The organism is Gemmatimonadota bacterium, from assembly GCA_016720805.1.
GTDB lineage: Bacteria > Gemmatimonadota > Gemmatimonadetes > Gemmatimonadales > GWC2-71-9 > Palsa-1233.
The window spans coordinates 67,207-91,319 of record JADKJZ010000015.1 but is presented as its reverse complement, the minus strand read 5'-3'; the positions used below and the strand labels follow the sequence as shown (position 1 = coordinate 91,319).

Here is a 24,113-nt window from a genome sequence, read left to right as displayed (position 1 = left end):
TTGGCTGCACTGTTAGAGCTTAGTAGTGTCGGGGGCAGAACGGGATGCCCGACCAGTCGCCGGGATTTGCGCTCGCAAACAACAATGGACGATCATAACCACCATGCAAACTCCATTTCGCCTTGCTCCTCTGGCCCGTGTTCTCCTGGCCACTTCGGTGCTCTTCGGCCCCCGGCTCGTTGCCCAGGGAACGCCCGCGACCACTCCGATCCTGCAGTCCGGACCGATGGTCGGTGCCTCCCAGATGCGCGAGGTGACGCTGTGGGCGCAGACCACCCGGCCGGCCGTGGTCCAATTTGTCTACTGGGACTCGCTTGCCCCGACCCGGCGCTACACCAGCGAGTCGGTCCGAACCGCCCCTGCCACGGCCCATGTAGCCAAGGTCCAGGCCGACAGCGTGAAGCCCGGGCATGTGTATGGCTACGAACTCCGGATCAATGGCGTTGTAGTTCCGCGTCCCTACGCACTCCGCTTTGCGACGCCGACGCTCTGGCAGTACCGCACCGACCCGCCGACGGTTCGGATCGCGGTGGCCTCCTGCTTCTACGTGAACGAGCCCGAATTCGACCGCCCTGGCACCCCGTACGGCGGCGACTACGACATCCTCGGCGCGGTGACGCGGAGCCGTCCGGACCTGATGCTCTGGATGGGAGACAATGCCTACCTGCGCGAGGGTGACTTCGATTCCCGCACCGGCGTCTTCCATCGCTACACCCACTCGCGCTCGCTACCTGAGCTTCAGCCGCTGCTGGCCGCGACGAGTCACTACGCGACGTGGGACGACCACGACTTCGGCCCCAACGACAGCGATCGCTCCTACGGCGGCCGCTTCCTCACCCGCGCCGCGTTCGAACTCTTCTGGGGAAATCCTCCGCTCGGGGCCGATGGCGGCGGTGGCGTGACGTCAACGTTCGGGTGGAGCGACGTCGATGTCTTCCTGATGGACAACCGCTGGTACCGCGACGGGCAGGGCCGGGTGACGGGCGATCACAGCTATCTGGGGCGCAACCAGATCGAGTGGCTGCTGAACGGCCTCAAGGCATCGCGGGCCACGTTCAAGCTGGTCGTGATCGGTGGCCAGACGGTGAACAACTCCGTGACCTTCGAGAATTACGCCACGTATGGTGCGGAGCGCACCTTCCTGCTCGACCGGTTGCAACAGGAGCGTGTTCCAGGCGTGATCTTCCTGACCGGCGACAAGCACTGGACCGAGCTGAGCAAGATGGACCGCGGCGGCAGCTACCCTCTCTACGACCTCACTGTGTCGCCCCTCACGGCGGGGCCGTCGACCGGGTGGAAGACCGAACCGAACGCGTACCGCGTGGACGGCACGATCGTCAGTGAACGCAACTTCGGCCTGCTCGAGGTCACCGGTCCACTGAAGGAGCGGGTGCTGACCATCACGATTCAGGATCGCACCGGCGCGGTCCGCTGGAAGCGGGCGATTCCGGCCTCGGAGCTGAAGTGAAGCCACTCCCCATGGAAGTCGAGGCGCTGATTGTCGGCGCCGGACCGATCGGCCTCGCCTGCGCGATTGCGGCGAAGCGCCGTGGCGTGGGCGCGCTGGTGATCGACGCCGGCGCGATTGCCGACGCAATCGTCCGCTATCCCATCGGGATGATCTTCTTCACGACTCCGGAGCGACTCGAGATCGGCGATCACCCACTCGTGACGAGTGGTGCCAAGGCAACGCGTGAGGAGGCGCTGAGCTACTACCGTGGGGTGGTGCGCGCCGAGAAGCTCGCAGTACAGCCGTACACGCGCTTGGTGCATGCGGAGCGGCGCGACGGGCGCATCGAGTGCACGCTGGGCACCGCTGCCGGGCCGCGGACGGTGCGCTGCGAGCGACTGGTGCTGGCCACCGGCTACTTCGATCACGCGAACATGCTCGACGTTCCGGGGGAGTCGTTGCCGCACGTGTCACACTGGTTCGACGAACCGCATGTGACGGCCGGCCTCGATGTGGTGGTCATCGGCGGGAAGAACTCGGCGGTCGAGACGGCGCTGCAGTGCTTCCGGGCGGGTGCGCGGGTGACGCTGGTGTATCGGCGCGAGGCGTTCAAACCGAGCCTGAAGTACTGGCTGCGACCGGACCTCGAGAACCGGATTGCGGCGGGTGAGATCGCGGCACACATGGGCGCGGAAGTGTTGGCGATCACGCCGACCGAAGTGCGGATTCGTACGGCCGACGAAACAACGGTCAACGTACCGGCGGACCGGGTGTACGCGCTCACGGGCTATCACCCGGACTTTGCCCTGCAGCGTCAGCTCGGCATCGCCTTCGACGACGCCGGCGACCGGCCACTCATGAACGCGGAGACGCTCGAGTCGAGCGTGCCGGGGATCTATCTGGCGGGGAGCGTGGGCGCGGGGCGGTTCATCTCGGAGGTCTTCATCGAGAATGGCCGCTACGACGGCGAGAAGATTTTTGGTGATCAGGGCAGTCGGCAGGCGGCGGAGCAGAAGTACCAGGCGTCACCGCGGCCGGTGGGCGAGTAGGGGCGCTACACCCGCTGCAGCGGCCGCCTCAGCGCCGCACGCACCCGGTGCAGCAGAATCAACGCGACGGCCGCGAGACCAACGACGAGCCCCCACCAGAGGCCAATGGGCCCAAGCGAGGTGCGGTACGCCAGCCAGGTCGAGGTTGCGAGGCCGAGCATGCCGAAGCCGACGAGGTTGACGAGCATCGGGGTGTGGGTATCACCCAAACCGCGCAGCACGCCGATGCACACCACCTGAATGCCATCGAAGACCTGGAAGATTCCGGCAATCGGCAGTAGCACCGCCGCGAAGGCCACCACCGGTTCGGCGTTGGTGTAGAAGGCGGCGATCCAGTGCGGCACCAGCAGGAAGAGGAGACCGGTCAGCACCATGAAGCCGGCGCCCACCACGAGCGCGGCGCGCGTCCCCGCACGCAGCGCCGCCCGATCGCCCCGCCCCACCGCCTGCCCGATCAACACCGACGCCGCCATGCCGACGCCCATCGGCACCATGAAGGTGAGCGACGCGAGATTGAGCGCAATCTGATGGCCAGCCACCTGCACCGTGCCGAACATCCCCATCAGCAGGCCGACGATCGAGAACGCCGCCATCTCGATCTCGACCTGCAGCGCAATCGGCACCCCGATGCGCAGCATCGTCGCGAACGGCGCCGCCTGCAGCAGCCGCGGCCGCACCGGGCGGAGCATCGGACCCAACTCGCGCCGAGCGAGGAACAGCAGCAGGACGATCATCACCACGCGTGACGCGGCCGTGGCGGCCGCGGAGCCGGCCACGCCGAGTGGCGACACGCCGGCGCCACCGAAGATCAGCCAATAGTTCAGGCCGACGTTGACGAGGTTGGCAACCAGAATGGTCCAGAGCACCGGCTGGACCCGGTGAAGCACCTGCATCGTCTGTCGCCCGACCGTGAAGAGCAGGAACGGGAGGACGCCGGGAATCAGCACGCGACAGTAGGTGCCCGCGAGCGGCACGACATCCGCCGGCTGCCGCACGAGCCGCAGGAACGGCTCGGCGAACCACATCACGCCGGCGAGCGGCACGGACAGGACAATGGCCAACACGACACCACGCTGCACCCCAAGCGCGACCGTCTCGTCCTCACCGGCGCCGTGCGCCTGCGACAGCACCGGATCGAGGGAGAGGAGGATGCCGAGGCCGAACATCAGCACCGCCATGCCGTACAGATTGCCGAGCGCGACGGCAGCGAGTGCCTGCGGCGAGAGGCGGCCGACCATGACGGTGTCGACCACGCCCATCAGCATCATGCCGACGTTGACGCCGACAATGGGGAGGGCCAGGCGGAGGAGCGGCCGATATGCGTTGGGAGGGGACACCGACGCCGGCAGGGCGCCAGCGGTCACGCCTGGGTCGAGTCGCGCCGGGCAGGCGGTTCGATCATCCGCTCGGCGAATGCCACCCGATCGTGGAGCTCGGTGACCTCGGCGCGGAGTGCGTCCAGCTCGTCGAAGATCGCGGCCGCTGTCCCCGGCGGAATCAGGCGGTCGCTCTCGGGCTCCCAGTTGGCCACCAGATTCCCCTCGGCGTCGCGGAATGAGCCGGCGGCGATCAGGATGTTGTCGTAGAGGTACCAGAGCCCGAGGCCGCCAAGCGTGCACGCCTGGAGGATGCCGGTCTGGACCTTGCCGACGTAAAAGCGGTGCGCGCCGAAGACGCCGAGGAAGACGGCGAGCAGCTGGGCGACGAGTCTGGATTTTGGTGAGGCGAAGAGATCGTCGGTCATGCTCTGGCTTGGCTGAGAGTGCGCCCGGCAGGAGTCGAACCTGCGACCGGCAGCTTAGAAGGATGGCGGGCTCACGTTATCCACCCATCATGCCCCGCGCCACTGCTGGCTTTGCGGGGGCGACAATGCACTGGTTACAGATTCTGGTTACAAATGCCCCCGGCAGGACTCGAACCTGCGACCCCGGGATTAGAAGGCCCGTGCTCTAATCCAGCTGAGCTACGGGGGCCCTTTCGCGGCCTTCTGCCGCCTTCCTCTCCTGGGCTTCTTCGCCCTTGGGCGACTCGACCCCGGCGGCTCGGCGTGGAGCTCTCCCGGAACCGCTCCTTCGTCAGGGCCCGGGCTCCCAATACGGCACATCGGCCCATCCATGATAATCGAGCGTCGTCCGGGGCTTCATCGGGTCGATGTCGTTACGGAAGGTAGTGGCGCTCCCCGGACCCTGAGGCTGTGCCCCAGGAGCTGGCCCACGGTCTCCGCTGGATACGGTTGCTGGGTGCCCGGCTGCAAGACCTTTCGAGCATCGTCGTGGCGATCGCGCGCATGTGTTGTGGTCCCGCCACCACGAACCCGCCCCTCCGGGCCGCGCGCTTCAGGGCACGGTACGGGGCGTAGGAGCCGGCCGCCTTGATGTGGCCGCGCTCGAGCGCAGCAATGCGGTCAGCCGTCGTCAGCCACTTCCGCCGTCCCCGCCTGCCCAGTATCGCCCGCGCGCTGCTGGGTCCGAGATGTCCTGGACCCGTGGACGAAGGATCAGCCCGTGTGTGGGCACCTCCGCGCCCTCCAGCGTAAGGCGGCGGGCGTAGTATCCCAGGGCGGCCTCGAGGCGCGGCCACAGCGGCACGACGCGGGTGGCGTGGCCCTTCCGTTTCGTCTCGATGATTGTGATGCTGGGCACCTCGCCCCCCAGCCTTAGACCGTCCCACCGCATGTGCGCAGTCTCGGCGAGCCGGCACCCAGTGTAGGCGATGAGGTGCATCCGGATGTAGGCGGGGAGATAGCGCCGGTCCAGCTGGGCCAGGTAGGTGAGCGCGTCGAGTGTTGCCGCGACGTCCCGCAGCACTGGGAACGTGTCTTTGTCTTTCCGCACCCGCGGCGTCACCTTGGGGCCCTTCCCGCGCGGGAAGATGTTGCCGACGGTCTGCACCCCCTTCTCCGCAATCATCCACGAGAACCACGCCTGCAGCGCCTTCCATCGGGAGCGTTGCGAGTTCTCGGACTTGTACTTTTTGGCCAGCACCTTCGCGTACGCGAGCGTGTCCTGCGACGAGACGACGCGGGCCGTCACCCGACCCTCTTCCGAGCAGAATATGAGCGCCTCGCGGGCGTGCTGAATCAGGGTGACCGAGGCCCGGGCAATGTTGCGCTGCTGCCGTGTCGTTGCGCCCTCGGCGCGCTCGGTGTCGGCGAAGTGGCGGGCTGCCACCCATTCGTGATATCCGTCGACCAAGCTGAGTCGGTCGCCCGCCCCGGAGGCCCCCTCTTGGTGGGCCCGGACCTCCCGGGAGAGCTCGGACAGGAGGGCGTCGCCGGCCTCGAAGGCCGCTTTGAGCGCCGCGTTGGTGCGGATGGCGTCGACCGCATGGAGGCGGGTGAGCTTGGATTGATTGATCGCGGCGAGCTTGAGCTGGCGGTGGTCGAGCCACCAGGCGCCGTGCCGCCACACGACGGCGGAGCGGCGGTCCGGAATGAGGTACCGGTCAACCCCTTTGAGCAGCACCTCGCTGGAGGCTCGCTTTTGTCGCGGCACGCACGGCCCCCCAGTCGATTTCCGCCTCCGCCTCAAACCGCGCCGAGGCTCGGCTGGTTACACGGCGTGGCTGCCGCGCGGAAGCTACCCGGCGCCGGGGGAGCGGGGCAACCTCATCCCCCTCGTCTGCCGGCGGCGCCTCGAACCCGGCCCGCAGGGTGGGCAGGTGCACCACCCACGACTTGGCCATGGTGGGGTCGCTGTCTGGGCGTGGCTTCCAGGCGTACGGAAGCTTGCCCATCCGGGCGTCCACCACGAGCGGCTTGAGCTCCTGCCCCGACTGCTGGGCAAACTCACGCAAGGGCATGAATTCCCGGTCGAGGGTGGCCGCGGGGGCGGGGGTCGTCTGCATGGGGAGACGATGGGAGGGCGAGGTCGGGCTGGCCAAGTAATCGATCATGGGGCCACCATACCGCACGCGTTTGACCCCATCGGGGCCTTGGCGGCACCCCCCTCTGGCCTGCGATCTGGGGGTATCACCCACCCCCTCGGAGCCCACCATGCGCAATCTTTTCCACACAACCCTCGCCGCCCTGGGGCTGTCCAAGGCCCCCACCCCGGCCTACACCCCCGCGTGCCGCTCACCCGGCCCGACCACGTCGAGGGCAGCCCAGAGGAGGACGGCTATATGGTGGTCGATGAACAGGGGTCGCCGGTGATGCACGAAGATGAGGCCGAGGCCGCCGCGGAAGCCGCCAACGACATCCACGAACTCGAGGTCCTGCTCCGCTACGGGATCCCGTTCAACCCGGGCCCGGGGGACGGCCGATTGCCCTTCTGAGCGCGGTATGATGGCGCATGACGAGACGATCGAAGGACCACCAGAACGACCCGCCGGACGACGATTCCGACGGGTTGTTCGTTTTCCCCAAGGAGCGGTCCTTGTCCGACACCTGGCACGACTGTATCGCGTGCATTCGCGCCGCGGGGGTGGAGGGCCGGGATCACCAAGTCGCGCTCGCCGCCATGATGGCCGCGCGCCTCAAGAAGATGGGACGCATCCCGAGGATCCTGATCATAGGCGGAAATGGTTCGGGCAAGTCTCAGATGCTCCACGCCGTCAGCATGGCCATGGGACGCGAGATCATTCCGATCGCGGGCAACACGCTATCGCCTTCGGGGTGGGAGGGGCTCAACCTGCGCACCGTCGTGACCCCGGGGTTGGGGCGGAGCGTCATAGCGATCGATGGGCTGGATAGCGCGGTGTGCGCACCTCCACGCATCAGCGGGAACACCCTTGAGAGGCTGGAACACCAAGCCCAGGACCTCCTCAGCCTTGCCTCAGGGGGCCTGACGCCAGGCCAGACACCACCGCTGGTAGCAACATGTACCCTGCCCCGTTTGAGAATCGGCGAGGGTTGCGATGTTAGCCCGGACGCGCTGCGCGAAGCCGGCATGCACGCATCGGTGGCCTCGCTGTGGACGCCCATCTATTTGCCACCGCTGTCGCCGGTGGAAATCGGATCGATCGTCGTGAGTCGCGCCAACACGGATGCGGCGATCACCTCGGGCATGTGTGGGTATGATGTGCAGTGGAGCGCGATGGCCTTACGCACGCTCCAGCGCGCGGCGCTGACCGATCCGAAGGGCGGCGTGCGGTTGGGCCTGAGCCTGGTAGCGCGCACGATCGAGAACGCGCTGATCTCTGCCATGGCGATGGGCATCCGTGATCACGGGCGCATAACTATTTCACCCGAACACGTCCCGGGCGTCGAGCCAGCCCCGCCGATGAGATGGGATGACTACGAGAGGGGGACCTATGGCGTTGGATGATGGCGGCTATGTCGAGTTGAGCGACGAACAGTGCGCGCGCATTGCCAAGCTCAACTTGCCTTCGAGCCCCCGTGGCCCGGGGGATCGGAGCCTGCTGGCATGGTCGGCTGGGCCCGACGCACTCGCCGCGCTCTGCGCCGGGGGTTAGAGGTTCGCCTCGGAGTCATCCTACGACTTCCGACCACGCCCCCGAATGGTGCGAAGCTGGGGAACGGGGTGACGAGGACGCGCCCCGACGGCGCTGCGCCACTCGATCTTCCCTCCTAGTTGCACCACCGCGCCACACGCATGCGGAGCACCGCCGCCAGCGGGATGGGCGGTGTGATCCGTCAGCCCCGATACCGCGCCACACCGATCGGCAGTCGGTATCGTGCCGCACCAAGCTTTGGGGGGCCTTGCGCCTGCGAAGGTCCGTGCTGGCAGACGTAAGAGGCATCCGCAATGGGACCGGCTCGCGTGAACGCCCCTCCATTCCGCCCGTGCCCTGCAGGGGGTTGGCGAGGTACCAGGCGCTCTGGCATGGTGCTCATGTCGGTCATCGCCGACGCATCACCAACCCTGATCCTGGAGCCGCCTTATGTCCGCCACCATCGCACCCAACGCCGCCCTCATCGCCACCGCCACTGAAATGCTCGCCGACGTGGGATACAGTGGCAAGGCGCAGGCAGGCCGAATTCAGCGCCTTTCGGCCGTGCTCGCAGACCATCCCGAGGCGGTCCTGATCGTCAACACGAACATTCGATATGGGGACGCGCAGAAGCGTGCCAATCGAACCGCGCTCATCGGCCGAACGAACCACGGCATGTACCGCGCGACGTGCGTTTGGGCAGAATGGCCCGCCGCCACCATGGACGCCTAACCTTGCGTCGCCCATCATCCGATGTCCGAGCGCCTCGCCCTCACCGGGGGGGCGTTTCGTTTGCCCCATTGATGTTTCAGAGTCCCCGAAAATCGAGGCATGCCCCACTTTCGTCTTTCGCCACTTTCACGGGCCTGCCCCGCTGGGCATCCTGGGGCATGATCAACGCCGCTGCCGCAGCGCTGGGCGCCACCACCGGAGACCTGCATCTGGCCACCGCCGCCTCGCCGAACTCTTAGGACGGGAGGCCGGCAGTGCCACCGCTTGAGGGACCATCATCGGCGCACCCTAGACAATCTGGGGAGGGCATCTGGACCTGTCCGAGATCGACAGCCCGATGACCGGCTTGAAGCGGTGATCAGAGGCAGCTCAATGGGGGATTCTAGGCCCCCCCCCGGTTGACGTATGGTGATGGGGTCGGGCAGATGCCCGACAAACCCCTGGTGTCTGGAGCCCACCACCATGTCAACCATCTCTGATCGCCGCACCCGCGACCGCGCACTCGACCTCTTTCTGCGGGGCCGGCCATACGGCACCCCGCCCGCGCTGCCCAAGCGCTTGTATTTCGTGACCGCGTGGGACAGAAAGTCGTTTCGCCCAGATGGCCGCAAGGACTTTGTGTGCGTGATCGCATGCCGCCGCTGGGTTGAGGCCTGCGCATGGATGTTCGCCGCGAACCGGCGGCGGGCGATGCGGGACATCCACCCGGCCGACGTGCCCACCATCGAAATGACCGACCGGTGGTACATCGGGAAGGACCAGGTCGAGGCGGCGATCACTGAGCTTCGCGTGAACGAGATGTGCCACGTGGATTATTCGGCGGACGAGGGCGGTGACGAGGGAGGTGCCTATGCCGAGTACATGGTCCGGGAATACGACTTTACGCGGGCCAAGCGGGCCCAGGCGCGTCGGGACAAGAGGGCGTCGGCGAAGCGCCTAGCCCAGTGGAAGGAGATCCAGGCGGCCCGGGCTGCTGAGGCCATTGGGGGAGTAGCCGGGGGTTGAGCTCATGGGCCGGGGCGTGCGCGCACTCATCATCTCGTTGTTCACGACGCGGTACGCCAGATGACTATTGGGGGGGCTCCCGGGGTCCTTGGACGTTACCCATAAAAATCGCCCGTTGCGCAGGAAGGTCGAGCTACCTGACTAGGTGTCCATGTTATCGGGGCCAGCCCAGATCGACGCTGTCACGGTTCCTCGGTTCCGGGATGGCCTTTGGCTCCCCCGCCCTACCCTGTTGCGACACGGGGGAGCAAACCGCGAGGTCGGTGCCGCAGCAGGCGGAGGGCGTTTGCGATGACCAACAAGGTGCTCCCCTCATGCACCAGCACGGCCGGACCGATGCCCATGGTACCGGTCGTCGTCGCGACGATGAGGATCGCGATCACGGCCAGTGACAAGTAGAGATTCTGACGGATGACACCTCGCGCACTCCTCGACAGGCTCACCGCGAAGGGCAGCATCCCCAGGTCGTCGGCCATCAACGCCACATCGGCGGTTTCCAGCGCCACATCGGTGCCGGCCCCGCCCATCGCGATGCCCATGGTCGCGCGCGCCATGGCCGGCGCATCGTTCACGCCGTCGCCGACCATGGCCACCATCCCGTGCCGCGCCAGCAGGTCCTTGACCGCCGTGACCTTGTCCTCGGGCATGAGCCCCGCTTGGACTGCATCGACACCGACTTCCGCCCCAATGGCATCCCCGACACCCTGGTTGTCGCCAGTGAGCATCACGATCGGGGCAATGCCGAGCCGGCGGAGTTGGTCAAGGACCTCCCGGATATCCGGACGCGGTTGATCCGCGAGCCCGAGCACACCCATCCAGCGTGTCCCGACCCGCATGGTGATCGTGCTCCGTCCGCGTGCCTGCAATCCGGCGACCGCCTGGCTGACCTCGCCCGGGACAACCACGCCGTCCGCTTCCCAGAGCCGGAGATTGCCGAGCGCGATCGGCTCCACCCCGAGAGTAGATCGGCTGCCTTGCCCGCTGACACTCGTGACCTCACCAATGTCGGGCATCACCAGGGCACGTCGGTCAGCCTCCCGAACCACGGCGGCACCAAGTGGATGCTGCGAATGCCGTTCGACGGCTGCGGCGAGCGCAAGTAGTTCCGACTCGGACGTCGGCGCGAAGGCGATGACGTCGGTGACCTCCGGCTCGCCGCGCGTCAGGGTACCCGTCTTGTCAAGGGCCAGCGCCCGCAGCCGGCCAAGGTTCTCGAGATGCGCCCCTCCCTTGATCAGGACACCGTGGCGAGCAGCCTGCGCGATCCCCGCCAGGACCGCCGCCGGTGTACCCAGCGCCAAGGCGCACGGCGACGAGGCCACCAACAGCGCCATCCCACGGTAGAAAGACGTTGACCAATCCCAGAAACCAAGCAGGGGCGGCAGCACAATCAGGAGCAGATCGGCAATCAGCACCACGGGCACGAACACCCGTTCGAATTGTTCCGTGAAGCGTTGCGTCGGCGCCTGTTGTGCCTGCGCCTCCTCGACCAGCGTGACCACCCGATCGAGGGTGCGGTCCCCGACAGCCCGGGTCGTGCGCACTTGCAACGCGCCCTCGCCATTCACCGTTCCGGCGAATACCTCGTCGCCCGGCGCCTTCTCCACCGGCACGGACTCCCCGGTGACGGGCGCCTGGTTGATACTCGAGTTGCCCTGCGTGACCTCGCCGTCCACCGGGAGCCGTTCACCCGGACGGATCACGACCAGGTCGCCGGGGACCACCTCCTCCACGGGGATCTCGTGTTGTTCGGCACCCCGCAACACGACCGCGCGCCGCGGCGCGAGTTCCGCGAGTGCGCGAATCGCGTTGCGGGCCCGCCCCAGTGCGTAATGTTCCAAGGCATGCGCCAGCGAAAACAAAAAGAGCAGAAATGCGCCTTCGGCCCATTCACCGAGCAACGCTGCACCAAGTGCCGCGAGCAGCATCAACAGGTCGATGTCGAACGCAAAGCGCCCCTTGCGCGCCGCCGCGACGGTGTGCCGCACCAGATCGAAGCCGCCGAACAGGTAGGCACCCCCATAGAGCACGCGGACCGCCGCTCCCGGCAGACCGCCCCAACGTGCTCCGCTATAGGCGGCGAAGAGCAGAACGCCAGACAGGAGGCTCCACACCAACTCGCGGTGCCGCCGATACCACGGGGGTACCTCTGCGCCGCGGTCGGCGTTGGCACCGGCGTTCGGCACCGTGACGCCGGGCAGGCGGCCCACCGCCTCCTGGATGCGTTCCAGCGAGGTCAGCTCACGGTCGAACTCAACGAACGCCTGTTGCGCGGGCAGGTTGATGGACGCCGTGAGCACACCAGGCACCGCCCTGAGCTCCTCCACGAGGCGTCGCGCCGCATCCTCGGCGCCGATCATCCGGACCGCCACCGACACGTGGCCGAAGCGTGCGCTGATCCTGGCGCCGGCCGCGAGCGCCGCCCGTCGCACCTCCGCAAGCGAGAGCTGGGCGGGGTCGAAGTGCAGGCAGAGTTGTCCCGGCGTCGCCCCCTCCGGCGGGACGATGTGGGCCTCGGTCACGCCGGGCTCGGCGCCGAGGATGTCGGTGAGCCGCTGCATGCAGGCATCCTGATCGCCGGGGAGGTCGGGGAGCAGCAGTGCCAGTTCCATTCGAAGGCGTTCAGTCATCGAGTCCTCCTCGGGCATCGGCTTCGTCGCTCGTGCTGGCCGCACGGCGTTCAATGATGAGGTAGAGCAGCGGCAAGACCAGCAGCGTCAGCAGCGTGGCCGTGATCAATCCCCCGATCACGACGGTCGCCAACGGTCGCTGGACCTCGGCGCCGGAACCGTGGGAGAGCGCCATCGGCAGGAAGCCCAGGCTCGCCACCATGGCCGTCATCAGGACCGGGCGGAGTCGAGTCATTCCGCCTTCCCGGACCGCATCCTCCAGCGAGGCGCCACGGGCCCGCACCTCGTTCAGGTAACTCACCAGCACCACGCCGTTCAGCACCGCGATCCCGAACAAGGCGATGAAACCAACCCCGGCGCTGATGCTGAACGGCATGCCGCGCGTGAGCAGTGCGAGCACACCACCGACGATGGCCAGCGGGATCCCGGTGAACACCAGCGCCGCCTGACGCAACGAATTGAACGTGGCGAAGAGCAAGAGAAAGATCAGCAGGAGGGACAACGGCACCACCAGCATGAGACGCTTGGTGCCCCGCTCGAGATTCTCGAATTGTCCGCCGAATTCGACCCGGTACCCGGCCGGCAGCGTGATCGCCCCGCTGCTGAAGAGTCCCTGGACTTCCTTGACAAACGACCCCATGTCCCGATTGCGCACATTCCCCTCGATGATGACGAGGCGAGAGCCGTTCTCGTGGCTGAGGTCCGAGGGACCCTGGACCTCCTCGATTCTCGCCAGCTGGCCGAGTGGAACCCGTTCGCCACCAGGCGCGCTCACCAGGAGCGCCGCGATCGTCTCGCGACTTGCCCGCACGGACTCAGGAAAGCGGACCGACAGCTCGAAGCGTCGCTGGCCCTCCAGGACGGTCGTGGCGATGGCCCCACCGATGGCCTCGACGGTGCGCATCACGTCCGCGGAGTTGATGCCATACCTGGCAAGTTGCTCCGGCAGGACGCTGATCTGCAACTGCGGCATCCCGGTCAACTGTTGTGCCTTGAACCCGGTCGCTCCCTCGAGTCGGGCCACCGCCGCGACCGCCTCGTCGGCCTTGGTGCGGAGCACGTCGAGGTCTTCACCGAAGATCTTGATCGCGAGGTCGGAGCGCACGCCGGCGATCAATTCATTGACGCGGAGCTCGATCGGCTGGCTGAAGCCGAAGACCACACCGGGAATGCCCTCGAGGACCTTCGTCATCTCCGCCTCGAGTTCGGCCTTCCCCGTCGCCCGCGTCCATTGGTCCGGCGGGGTCAGCATCACCAGCACGTCGGAGATGTTGACGCCCATCGGATCGGTTGCAATCTCCGCACGCCCGGTCTTGCTGACCACGTCGGTCACCTCGTCGGGGAACGCCGCTCGCAGGCGCGCCTCGATCAGCGTCGACTGCCGGACCGATTCCTCCAGCGAGACGCTCGGCAAGCGCAGGATCTGCAGGGCGAATGAGCCTTCGTCCAGTCGGGGAATGAACTCCGATCCGAGAAATGGAATGACCGCGACCGAGAGTCCGACCGCTGCGGCCGACAGCACCAGCACTCGCCGACTGTGCGCGAGCGTCCATTCCAGGGCTGGCTGGTAGATGCGCTTGGCATGCCGCATGAACCAGACATCCTTCTCCACGATCGGTCCGCGAAGCCCGAACGCGATCAACACAGGAGTCAGCAGAAAGGTCAGGAGCAGGGAGCCGGCAAGCGCGAAGACCACGGTCAGCGCCATGGGGCGAAAGAGCTTGCCCTCAACGCCTTCCAGACTGAGGATCGGCAGATATACTACGATGATGATGCCGACGCCGAAGAGGATCGGACGGGCGACCTCCCCGCAGGCGAAGCGCACGGTTTCGAGGAACCCTCGCTTCTTGTGCTCACGCTCTCCGAGGTGCCGCATGGCGTTTTCGACCATCACGACCGAGCCATCCACCACCAGGCCGAAGTCAATTGCGCCGAGGCTCATCAGGCTGCCGGCGATGCCCGCTTGCAGCATCGCACTAAAGGCGAAGAGCATCGAGAGCGGGATCGCCAGCGCGACAATCAACGCGGCTCGGAGGTTTCCCAGCAGGAGAAACAGCACCGCCACGACCAGCGCGGCGCCCTCGATCAGGTTGCGCTCCACCGTGCCGATGGTTCGGTCGATGAGTTCCGTCCGGTCGTAGAACGGCTTCATCGTCACCCCATCCGGCAGGGTGGACTTGGCCGCCTCGAATTTCTCCTTCACGGCGCCGACGACGGTCCGCGCATTTTCGCCAATGCGCATCATCACGATGCCGGTGACCACTTCGCCACGACCATCCTTGGTGACCGCCCCTGCCGGATCGTGTGCCCGATCGTCACGTCAGCGACATCTCGGACCAGTACCGGGACGCCCTCTCGGCTGCTGAGGACGATGCTCCGGATCTGGTCGAGACTCTGCACCTGCCCCACGCCGCGGACGACCAATTGCTCGGCGCCGCGCGTGATGTAACCGCCTCCCGCGTTGAGATTGTTCGTCTCGATGGCCTCGAAGACCTGATCCAGCGTCAACTGATACTGGATCAAGGCCTCCGGACGCACCAACACCTGATACTGCTTCTCGAAGCCGCCGAACGAGTTCACCTCGGCGACGCCCGGGACGGTGCGCAGCTGCATCGACACGATCCAGTCCTGGATCGTCCGCAGTTCCGTCGCATCAATCGTCGAACCGGAATCGGCCTCGACCGCGTACTGGAAAATTTCGCCGAGGCCGGTACTTGTCGGCCCCATTTCCGGGTTCCCCAGACTGGCGGGGATGGCCTCGCGGGCGAGCTGCAGTCGCTCCTGGACCTGTTGTCGGGCAAAATAGATATCGGTGCCGTCGTGGAAGACGACGGTGACCTGGGAGAGTCCGAATTTGGAGAGGGAGCGAATTTCCTCGAGATTTGGCAACCCGAACATCGCCAATTCGACCGGCAGGGTGATCTGGCGTTCGACCTCAACCGGCGATAGCGCGGGCGCGTTGGTGTTGACCTGCACCTGCACGTTGGTCACATCCGGGACGGCATCAATCGGCAGTCGCAGCGCCGACCAGATTCCGATGCCAGCCAGCCCGAGTGTCAGGGCGAGGACCAGCAAGCGATTGGACAGGGAAAAGGCAATCACGCGATTCATGAGTCTGATTCCCCGGTCAATGCCCGTGCTCGCCGATCTCGCCCTTGGCGAGTTCGGAGCGCAACATGAAGGCACCGGCCACCACCACCGGCTCGCCGGCCTTGAGCCCGGAAAGCACCATCACACGCGTGCCCCCAGTCGGTCGACCGAGCAGGACGGTACGCGCGACGAACTCCCCGGGATGCTCGCCCGGGACGAAGACCACTTTCCGGCCCTCCAGCTCCTGCACTGCATCTTGTGGCACAACCGGAAAGGCCTGGCCACCAGCCCGTGGCGCGATCACCGCCGTGGCAAACATCCCCGGGCGCAGGGCTCCGTCGCGGTTGGGGACCTCGATGCGTGCGCGCACCGTCCGCGTCGCACTGTCGAGAACTGCACCAACATGGACGATCTGTCCGGTGAATTCGCGATCGGGCCAGGCGGTGGTTGTCAGCAGGACCTGCTGTCCGCGGGCAACCGTCGGCAGATCCCGCTCGAAGATGTCGAGGAGCACCCAGACTTGGCGCAAGTCCGCGACGACGAAGAGTTGATCCTCGGGCCCCACCATCTCGCCGCGACTCACCCCCCGCTCTACGACGACCCCCGCGAACGGCGCCGTCAACCCGAACTCCCCGCCACTCCCGTGGCCGGCGCCGAGCACCCGGAGTCGCTCCCGGGAGCTCCGCAGCGCAGCCTCGGCACGCCGAAGGTCGGCCTTGGCATCGAGCAATTCTTTGCGACTGGAGATGCCCTGCTGCTCGAGCCGCTGCTCGCGATTGAAGTTTTCCTGGGCGATTTCGAGCAGCGCCTCGGCTTCGAGTTCATCACTCCGCACCTCCCCAACCTCGGGACTCTCGAGGATGGCTAGGACCGATCCCGCCGTGACTTGGTCGCCGATATCGGCGCGTAGCGTGAGGATGCGCCCGGCGGCCCTCGAGCCGATATGACTCACGAGGTTGGCATCGTAGGTCACCGAGCCGGTGACCGAGAGCATCTCCCCGCTCACGCTCGCGACGGTGTCTACCCGGATGCCGAACTCAGCTGCCGCCGCACTGTCGATGCGGACTTCATCCGCAACCGCGCTGTCTGCTGACGTCGTGGCCGCCACCTCCTCCGTCGACGGCACGGCACGATCGCCGCATGCGGTGAGGAGCAGGAGCACGGCCGTAACAGGGGCCAAATGGCGGATGGGGGTATTCATCGGTTGTCCTCAGCGGAGGGGGCGCGCGACGACGGAACAGGGGTGATCGGCGTGGCCGTGGCGAGATGGAGACGCACCAGCGCCTCACGATGGACCTGCCACGCGCGCCAGAAATCCAATTCGGCATCGAGGAGTTGGTTGCGGATCAGGAGCACCGTTGGGAGCGCAAGCTTTCCGGCTTGATAGGCAGAGTCCACCAGGGCGAGGTTCCGTCGGGCGGGCCCCAGCACAAGGGACTCCAGCGTCGAGACTTCTTCGGTCGCCGCTTGCAGGGTGCGATAGGCCTCGGCGACTTCCGCGCCAACGGCCAACTCGAGTGCCGCAACGCGCGATCGCGCCTGCGCGACGCGCGCCTCCTCCTGGTCCACCCGGCCTTGGGCCCGATCGACGACGGGGAGCAGCACCGAGATCCCGAGCCCGAAACGTGAGGCCTGTTCCCCAGCATCCCGCTGGTTGAACGCGCTGAGCCGCGGAGTGGGAATTGCTTCCCGGGCGGCAAGCCGACGCAACGAGGCGGACTGCGCCAGCTGCCGACGCCCGGCCTCGAGATCGGGGCGTGTTGCCAACGCCACCGCGATCAGGGAGTCTTCGTTGAGGGGGACCGCCGTCGGTGCCGACCACGCCGCGTCGACGAGCCGGATCGGTGTCACTGAGGAGACACCGATCAATCGGCGCAGTTCGAGCAGCGCGGCCGTCGCGTCGCGACGCGCCGCCAGGAGACGCGCCCTGCTGCGCCCGAATTCGATGTCCGTGAGGTTGGCCTCCAGGGCACTGATCTCGCCTTCGCGGAGCTGGATCCGGGTGAGATCGAAGAATCGCTGGGAGGCGGCGGCCATCTGCTCGGCGAGCTGCAAGCGCCGCTCAGCCGCCACCGCCCCGAAAAACGCCAGCGAGACCGTGGCTTCCGCGAGGCGCACGGCATCGGCCGTGGTGGCGTTCGCCCGCTCCATTCCGGCGCGCGCCGCGGCAATCCGGAGCCCACGCTGACCTGCCCACGGCAGCTCCAGCGAGAGACCCACGGTGTACGCCTGCGTCCCGCCCAGCGCCCCGGTCTCGTATTGCTGGAAATCGATCGCGGGGTTCAGCCCGTCCAATCGAGATTGGCGGTATTCGCCCCGCGCAATCGCGGCGCCCTGACGTTCGGCCTGGAGCCCAGGCTCGCGCTCCAACGCGAGGCGACCCGCCTCGCGCAGCGTCAGCACGATCGTGTCCGGTGGCGATGGCATGCCACTCATCTGCGGCCCCTGTGGAAATGCAGGCGCGTGACGGTTGCTAGACAACATCAGGATCATGACCGCGTGGACCGCGATCAGTGGAATCGGTTGCATGCCTTCCCCTCGTGAAGTCCGCAGCGGTCCAGGTGCGCAAGCGCGCGCATCGCGCGTGCCCGGGCACGGGACATCTCAGGACAATGGACGATTGTGTGCGTGGGACGCGGGCTGGACGGTGGCGCGATGGCGCCGCGACGTCAGCCGGGGAGGCTCAGGCTCGTGGGGGGTGGAACAGCACCACGGGGGCGATGCGAGGGAGTCGCGGACGGAGGGCGCGTAGCGGGGACTCAGTCGTCAACCCGACCGACGGCGGCGGCGTCATGGCGGACGCGAATGGCACGCCATGTTGATGCGTGCAATGGTCGGCACCAGTGCCATGTTCGTGCCGAGGTCCGTGGGGGTGTGCGGCGCCCGGAGGGCCATCTTCGTGACCATGATCGCCGGAGGCTACCAGCGCGTGCGCCGCACTGAGGCCATTCGCCTCATGGTGCACAGCACCGTCCCGGAGCGCGCCAAAGGCAGGTTCTACCATCGAACCCGCCATCAGCACAACCATTATCCAGGACATCCAGCGGTGTCGCGACAGGGCGTGGCTCCGAGGCAAGAAAGGGCGGCCTGCACGTGCAGGCACTCCCGAGAGAAGAACGCCGGGCCGCTACCCGATGTCAACAGCGGCCCTGCAGGCTGCGGGACCCCGCGAGTCACCGCGGCGGAATCACGGCCTCGTAGGTGCCCTGTGTCACCAGCGTGATCGTGATCGGCGTCGTGCCACGATTGCGCCAGAACCACCCGTGATTGCCGTCAAACGCGGCGACGAGCGTTCCCTGGTCGGGCCCCGACACTCGAGCCCCCTTTATAGCCGTGGTAGGAGCTTGGCCTGCCGACGGCGTCACCGTGCGCATCGACATTGACCACACCGTGGTCGGTAGACCAGGAGTAGTCGGCTCGGGCTCCCTTCCGCATCCGGAGCTTGATCTCCTTCCCCTGATTCGGCTCGAGCGTGACCGTGGTGACATGGCGAGTCGTATCCGGCGGGGCAACCGCGACCGGAGGCACATTCCGCCAGGTGGGCGCGATGCTGTCGGGCGGCGACGCCTTCGCCGCTGCCGCGGCCTCGGCCTCAGCCTCGGCGGCCAGCGATCGCTTGATCAATCCCATCTGGGTGAGCCCGAGGATCCGGCCCACCCCCGTCGGATCCACACCATATTCCGCGGGGAGGACCGTCGTCACCAGCAACGTCACCGCGACCAGCGCGGCGAGCAGGGTCGAGCGGCGCAATCGATGCGCCGACTGGGCGTCGTTCGGCGGTGGTTCGTCGGGGTGCGGCACCATCGGGCGATCCTCGGAGTGTTCAGGTCAGGAAGTAGCCAGCGAGCTGGTAGCCCGCCAGCAGGAAACCCGCCGTCATGAGTGCGACGTTCGCGGTGTAGGCGTGGCGACCAAAGCCTGACGTGCGGCGCCAGTACGCCATCCCGATCAGGATCGCGCTGAGGGCGAGTAGTTGCCCCACTTCGACGCCGACGTTGAAGGCGAGCAGATTGGGAATCATCCCATCCGGGGACATCTCGAAATCGAGAATCTTGGTCGCCAGGCACGATGATGGCGTCAATCAGGTAGGGACTCGCGCTGACGCCGGTCAGGACACCGAGCAGCAGCGTCGTGGAGTGGCCGATCGCAAACAAAGTGACGTAGATCGCCACGTCCTTGAGGCGATACAGGTAGAAAATGACGCCGAACAGAAAAAGCAGGTGATCGTAGCCGGTCACCATATGCTTCGCACCGAGGTAGGCAAACGGCACCAGCAGCATGCCGGCGCTCTCCTGGATGAACCCCTTGTCGCCCGCCGCCACGCCGTGTGCCTGGGCGACGGCTGGCGTCAGCGTCACGCCGACCACGGCGAGTAGCAGCTGCCAGCCACCCCTGTGCCCGCGGCTCATGCCGCCTGCTCCGCTTCCTTGCGGGCAAGCAGGCGATACAAAACCGGGAGGATCACCAACGTCAGCAGGGTCGACGAGAGCACTCCGCCGACCACCACGGTGGCGAGCGGCCGCTGAACTTCAGCACCTCGACCTGTGGCAAGCATCATGGGGAGGAAGCCGAGGGACGTTATTAAGGCCGTCATCAAGACCGGCCGCAGCCGTGCCACCGCGCCATGCAGCACGGCGTCGTCGAGGGAATGACCCTCCGCGCGCAATCGCGTGATGAAGGTGATCATCACGAGCCCGTTCAACACCGCCACCCCGGAGAGCGCGATGAACCCCACTGCCGCAGAGATCGAAAACGGAATGCCGCCGACCCAGAGAAAGAGCACCCCGCCGGTGAGTGCAAGCGGAATGCCCGTGGAAACCAACAACGCATCGCGGATGCCGCCAAAGGTCACGTACAGCAAGCCAAAGATCAGCAGCAGGGCGACAGGCACCACCACTTGGAGCCGTGATCGCGCCGAAAGCAGCTGCTCAAACTGTCCGCCCCACGCGGTCCAGTAGCCGGCGGGGATGGTGACCGTCGCACCAATGCGCGCTTCGGCCTCTGCCACGAACGATCCGATGTCACGACCCCGCACATTCGCCGTGACGACGACGCGCCGCTTCCCGTTCTCACGGCTGACCTGGTTCGGCCCTGGGGCGATCTCAATGTCTGCGACCGCATCCAGTGGAACGAATGCCGCCGTCGAGCCGGTGGGCAACGGAATTGGCAGGCGCCCCATCTCCTCGATGTTTGTCCGCGCCTTCTCCGGAAGTCGCACCACGATGTCGAACCGGCGATCCCCCTCGTAGACCTCTCCGACCGTCCGTCCACCGAACGCGACCGCCACGACCTCCTGTACCGTCGCGACCGTCAACCCGAGGCGTGCCATCGCCTCGCGCTGGAACCGGACCGTCAGCATCGGCAGCCCCGTCGTCTGCTCCACTTTGGTGTCGGCGGCGCCGGGCACCGATGACAGGACCGCCTCGATGCGGTCCCCGACATCGGCGAGCACCTCGACGTCGTCGCCGAAGACCTTGACGGCGACGTCACTTCGGACGCCGGCGATCAGTTCGTTGAACCGCATCTGGATCGGCTGGATGAATTCGTAATTGTTGCCGGGCAGCTGAAGCAGATCGCGCTGCAACTCCGCCACCAGGTCGGCCTTGGAGCGCCCGGGATCGGGCCAGTCACCCTGAGCCTTCAGCATGACATAGGTATCCGCCACGCTGGGTGGCATCGGGTCCGTTGCGATCTCCGCCGTCCCAATCTTGGAAAAGACATACGCGACTTCTGGATACGTCATGAGCTTGCGCTCGAGGGTGTGCTGCATCTCGACGGCGGTAGACAGGCTCGTCCCCGGGATCCGAAGCGCGTGCACCAATAAGTCCCCTTCGTCCAGGCTGGGGAGGAACTCGCTCCCGAGGCGGGTGGCCATCGCCCCGGTGACCACGAGCAGGGCGGCGGCGGCCGTCAGCGTGATGGTCCGGTGACGCAGTGCGGCCATAAGCGTCGGCCGGTACGCGCGGACGGCCCACTGCATCGGGCGGCTTTCCGTTTCGGAGACGCGACCGGTCACGAAGATCGCCACCGCGGCCGGGACAAAGGTCAACGACAGCACCATGGCGCCGAACAGCGCCGCCAGCACCGTAAAGGCCATGGGGTAGAACATCTTCCCTTCGATGCCGGTCAGGGTGAGGATCGGCAGGTAGACCACCATGATGATCAGTTGGCCGTAGAGCGTTGGGCGCCACACTTCGCGCGCCGCCCGCAGCACGACGTCAAGCCGCTCCTGACGGGCCGACGGAGCACCGGTCTCGTGCTGCCGCCTCGCGAGGTGTCGAAGACAATTCTCGACCATGACCACGGCGCCGTCGACAATGATGCCGAAATCCAGCGCGCCGAGGCTGAGGAGGTTTCCGCTGACCCCGCCCAGCACCATCCCCGACATCGCAAAGAGCATGGAGAGCGGAATGGCGAAGGCGGTGATCACCGCGGCCCGCACGTTGCCCAGGAAGAGGAAGAGGATGACAATCACCAGCAACGCCCCGATCACGAGGTTGTGCTGGACAGTCTCAATCGTCGCATCGACCAGCGTGGTGCGATCGTACACCGTCTTGGCCGTGACACCCGCGGGAAGCGTCTGGTTGATGGCCACCATCTTGTCCGCGACCCGTTGCGAGACGATGCGACTGTTCTCGCCCTGCAGCATGAAGACGGTACCGAGTACCACCTCCTTGCCGTTCTCGGTCGCCGCGCCGGTCCGGAGTTCCTCACCCAATTGCACGCCAGCGACATCACCGAGACGGATCGGCGTACTCCCTTGCATGCCGACCACGATCTGGCGGATATCATCGAGGCCAGCGACCTGGCCCGGAGCGCGGATCAGGTATTGCTCACCACGACGTTCGATGTAGCCGGCGCCGACATTGCTGTTGTTGTCACTCAAGGCGCCGAGGACGTCGCGCACCGTCAACCCGTAAGCCACCAGCCTCCCAGGGTCCGGCGTGACATGGAACTGCTTGGTGAAGCCGCCGATCGTGTTGACGTCGGCGACTCCCGGGACCGTCTTCAGCTGGGGTCGCACGATCCAATCCTGGATGGTCCGAAGGTCCATCGCCGAGTAGGGCCGCCCGTCCTCGTTCAGGGCACCGGGCTTTGGCTCCACGGTCCACATGAAGATCTCGCCGAGCCCCGTCGCAATCGGGCCCATGCTGGGGGCGAGGCCCGCCGGCATCCGTGCCATTGCCTCCTGGATGCGTTCGCCGACGAGTTGCCGAGCCCAGTAGATGTCGGTGCCGTCCTCGAAGATCACCGTGACCTGCGACAGGCCGTAGCGCGAGATGGAGCGGGTCTCCTGGAGTGCGGGCAAGCCCGCCATCGCGGTCTCCACCAGGTAGGTCACGCGCTGCTCCGCCTCGAACGGCGAATAGCCCGGCGCCTCCGTGTTGACCTGGACCTGGACATTGGTGATGTCCGGCACCGCGTCGATCGGCAAACGAGTGGCACTGAAGACGCCGAGGAGCGCCACCACCACCGTGCCGCCCAGCACGGCCCAACGCTGGCGGATCGAGACGGCCAGCAGGCGGTCAATCCACGTCAGCTCCGTGCTAGTGGTCATGTGTGGCTCCGAGTTTCCCAATCTCGGCTTTGACGGCAAAGCTATTGGCGCGGGCATACTCATCGCCTGCCACGAGCCCGCTCAACACCTGCACCCACGCGCCGTCACTCCGCCCCAGCGTCAGCGGACGCGCCTCAAACCAGTCGCCATGGCGGACGAAGACGACTTGCCAATCCCGGAAGGACTGGACTGCTTCGGCCGCGACCGCCAACGGGACCGTCGTGGCCTCCCGAGTGATGCGCACCGTGACGAACAGACCCGGCCGCCACTCCCCGCCAGTGTTGGGCAACACGATGCGAGCGACGGCGGTCCGCGAGGCAGTACCGATCACCGGCCCGAGGAAGCTGATGCGCCCCGGGACTTCTCGCGCCAGATCGGTGGAGACCACGACGGCCTCCTGGCCCTGGCGCACGACGCCGAGATCGGCGGCCGGGACGGCGGCTTCCACCCAGACCGCGGCGAGGTCGCTCACGACGAAGAGGCTCGCGTTGGGCAACACCGTTTCCCCCTCGGAGGCGGCCCGGACCGTGACGGTGCCGGCACGAGGCGCCCGAATGGCGAGTCGAGCGGCCGCTTCGGGCGGTTCGTTGCGGAGGGTCGGCAGCGCATCGGGCGGCAGCCCGAGGGCCACCAGCCCCTGTCCGGCAACCCGAAGCCGGAGAGTGGCCTCATCCAACGCCTGCTGCGCGGCGAGATAGTCGCGCTGGGGCGAAATTTTCCGCTGCCACAGCGCCTCCTCACGCTGCAGCGTCGTCGTCGCAAAATCGACTTGTCGCTCGGCCACGAGGTACGCGCTCTTGGCGTCCGCCAACTCACGACTTTCGATGATGGCGAGGACATCGCCACGGACCACGCGATCGCCTTCCTGTTTGAGGACCGCGATGATCACGCCACCAACGCGCGGCGCCACCTCGGCGCGCCGGGTCGCATCGGCCTTCACCTCGCCGGGGAGGTCGATCGTGGTCACCATGCGGCGGGGACCGACGGTATCGAGTACGATCCCGGCACTGGCGCGTTGCGCGGCCCCGAGTTCGACCTTCCCTTCGATTTGCGCGTAGCTCCAGGCGTAGGATTGCCCCCGATAGGTGGCCGAGACTTTGACGTCGAACGAATGGGGTTCCTCCACAACATTTTGCCCCTGCAGATAATCTGCCTCCGACCGGAACGCGATACGGTCGATGCGCCCCCCAAGTCGGTGCAATTCC

Annotated in this window: 14 protein-coding genes, 1 tRNA gene and 3 pseudogenes; 6 read left to right on the top strand and 12 right to left on the bottom strand. The window is 66.6% G+C overall.

Annotated elements, in window-relative coordinates; genetic code table 11:
• Positions 1 to 103: 103 nt before the first annotated feature.
• Positions 104 to 1,468 (top strand): alkaline phosphatase family protein, encoded by a 1,365-nt coding sequence (locus IPP98_15860; protein MBL0180564.1) that lies wholly within the window; start codon positions 104 to 106, stop codon positions 1,466 to 1,468.
• Entirely contained in the window at positions 1,465 to 2,499 is a 1,035-nt protein-coding gene (ypdA, locus tag IPP98_15855) for a YpdA family putative bacillithiol disulfide reductase (GenBank protein MBL0180563.1), read from the top strand. Before IPP98_15860 ends, ypdA begins: the two co-directional genes overlap by 4 nt.
• A gap of 5 nt (positions 2,500 to 2,504) precedes the next feature.
• On the opposite strand, the gene IPP98_15850 is transcribed toward ypdA, so the two are convergent.
• From IPP98_15850 to IPP98_15835, 4 genes are all read right to left on the bottom strand, one after another.
• Positions 2,505 to 3,863, bottom strand: a complete 1,359-nt coding sequence (locus IPP98_15850; protein ID MBL0180562.1) for an MATE family efflux transporter — start codon at positions 3,861 to 3,863, stop codon at positions 2,505 to 2,507.
• A complete protein-coding gene (locus IPP98_15845) occupies positions 3,860 to 4,243 on the bottom strand; it encodes a TM2 domain-containing protein (protein ID MBL0180561.1) in 384 nt (127 codons plus the stop codon). The genes IPP98_15850 and IPP98_15845 overlap by 4 nt, the downstream gene beginning before the upstream one ends.
• A gap of 154 nt (positions 4,244 to 4,397) precedes the next feature.
• Positions 4,398 to 4,472 (bottom strand) — tRNA-Arg (locus tag IPP98_15840).
• A 441-nt stretch (positions 4,473 to 4,913) separates the two neighbouring features.
• The gene (locus tag IPP98_15835; protein MBL0180560.1) at positions 4,914 to 5,993 is read right to left on the bottom strand and encodes a site-specific integrase; all 1,080 of its coding nucleotides are present in this window, start codon (positions 5,991 to 5,993) and stop codon (positions 4,914 to 4,916) included.
• Positions 5,994 to 6,567: 574 nt separating this feature from the next.
• Here IPP98_15835 and IPP98_15830 point away from each other — a divergent pair.
• The 4 genes from IPP98_15830 (at position 6,568) to IPP98_15815 (ending at position 9,630) form a co-directional block, all read left to right on the top strand.
• Positions 6,568 to 6,774, top strand: a complete 207-nt coding sequence (locus IPP98_15830; GenBank protein MBL0180559.1) for a hypothetical protein — start codon at positions 6,568 to 6,570, stop codon at positions 6,772 to 6,774.
• Positions 6,775 to 6,791: 17 nt separating this feature from the next.
• Positions 6,792 to 7,766 (top strand): hypothetical protein, encoded by a 975-nt coding sequence (locus tag IPP98_15825; protein MBL0180558.1) that lies wholly within the window; start codon positions 6,792 to 6,794, stop codon positions 7,764 to 7,766.
• A gap of 577 nt (positions 7,767 to 8,343) precedes the next feature.
• Positions 8,344 to 8,625, top strand: a complete 282-nt coding sequence (locus IPP98_15820; GenBank protein MBL0180557.1) for a hypothetical protein — start codon at positions 8,344 to 8,346, stop codon at positions 8,623 to 8,625.
• Between the two features lie 462 nt (positions 8,626 to 9,087).
• Positions 9,088 to 9,630, top strand: a complete 543-nt coding sequence (locus IPP98_15815) for a hypothetical protein (GenBank protein ID MBL0180556.1) — start codon at positions 9,088 to 9,090, stop codon at positions 9,628 to 9,630.
• A 224-nt stretch (positions 9,631 to 9,854) separates the two neighbouring features.
• On the opposite strand, the gene cadA is transcribed toward IPP98_15815, so the two are convergent.
• The 8 genes and pseudogenes from cadA to IPP98_15775 form a co-directional block, all read right to left on the bottom strand.
• The gene (gene cadA, locus IPP98_15810) at positions 9,855 to 12,260 is read right to left on the bottom strand and encodes a cadmium-translocating P-type ATPase (protein ID MBL0180555.1); all 2,406 of its coding nucleotides are present in this window, start codon (positions 12,258 to 12,260) and stop codon (positions 9,855 to 9,857) included.
• Positions 12,253 to 15,371: pseudogene (locus tag IPP98_15805) on the bottom strand (efflux RND transporter permease subunit). The gene cadA and the pseudogene IPP98_15805 overlap by 8 nt, the downstream one beginning before the upstream one ends.
• 16 nt (positions 15,372 to 15,387) lie before the next feature.
• Positions 15,388 to 16,512, bottom strand: coding sequence for an efflux RND transporter periplasmic adaptor subunit (locus tag IPP98_15800; GenBank protein MBL0180554.1), 1,125 nt, complete (start codon positions 16,510 to 16,512; stop codon positions 15,388 to 15,390).
• A 35-nt stretch (positions 16,513 to 16,547) separates the two neighbouring features.
• On the bottom strand, positions 16,548 to 17,777 hold the full coding sequence (locus IPP98_15795) for a TolC family protein (protein MBL0180553.1): 1,230 nt from the start codon (positions 17,775 to 17,777) through the stop codon (positions 16,548 to 16,550).
• Positions 17,778 to 18,523: 746 nt separating this feature from the next.
• Positions 18,524 to 19,154: pseudogene (locus IPP98_15790) on the bottom strand (transmembrane anchor protein).
• A 19-nt stretch (positions 19,155 to 19,173) separates the two neighbouring features.
• Positions 19,174 to 19,759 (bottom strand): annotated as a pseudogene (locus tag IPP98_15785) (HupE/UreJ family protein).
• Positions 19,756 to 22,908 carry a CusA/CzcA family heavy metal efflux RND transporter gene (locus IPP98_15780; protein MBL0180552.1) on the bottom strand — a complete coding sequence of 1,051 codons (3,153 nt, stop codon included), beginning with the start codon at positions 22,906 to 22,908 and terminating at the stop codon, positions 19,756 to 19,758. Before IPP98_15780 ends, IPP98_15785 begins: the two are co-directional and overlap by 4 nt.
• Positions 22,898 to 24,034: an efflux RND transporter periplasmic adaptor subunit gene (locus IPP98_15775; GenBank protein ID MBL0180551.1), complete on the bottom strand. Its 1,137-nt coding sequence runs from the start codon at positions 24,032 to 24,034 to the stop codon at positions 22,898 to 22,900. The genes IPP98_15780 and IPP98_15775 overlap by 11 nt, the downstream gene beginning before the upstream one ends.
• Positions 24,035 to 24,113: the final 79 nt, after the last annotated feature.

Bases quoted from the DNA above. Each gene is read 5' to 3' on its own strand.
- IPP98_15845 (MBL0180561.1), bottom strand. From the start codon at position 4,243: ATGACCGACGATCTCTTCGCCTCACCAAAATCCAGACTCGTCGCCCAG.
- IPP98_15825 (MBL0180558.1), top strand. From the start codon at position 6,792: ATGACGAGACGATCGAAGGACCACCAGAACGACCCGCCGGACGACGAT.
- IPP98_15860 (MBL0180564.1), top strand. From the start codon at position 104: ATGCAAACTCCATTTCGCCTTGCTCCTCTGGCCCGTGTTCTCCTGGCC.
- IPP98_15820 (MBL0180557.1), top strand. From the start codon at position 8,344: ATGTCCGCCACCATCGCACCCAACGCCGCCCTCATCGCCACCGCCACT.
- IPP98_15795 (MBL0180553.1), bottom strand. From the start codon at position 17,777: ATGCCATCGCCACCGGACACGATCGTGCTGACGCTGCGCGAGGCGGGT.
- IPP98_15815 (MBL0180556.1), top strand. From the start codon at position 9,088: ATGTCAACCATCTCTGATCGCCGCACCCGCGACCGCGCACTCGACCTC.
- IPP98_15780 (MBL0180552.1), bottom strand. From the start codon at position 22,908: ATGACCACTAGCACGGAGCTGACGTGGATTGACCGCCTGCTGGCCGTC.
- cadA (MBL0180555.1), bottom strand. From the start codon at position 12,260: ATGACTGAACGCCTTCGAATGGAACTGGCACTGCTGCTCCCCGACCTC.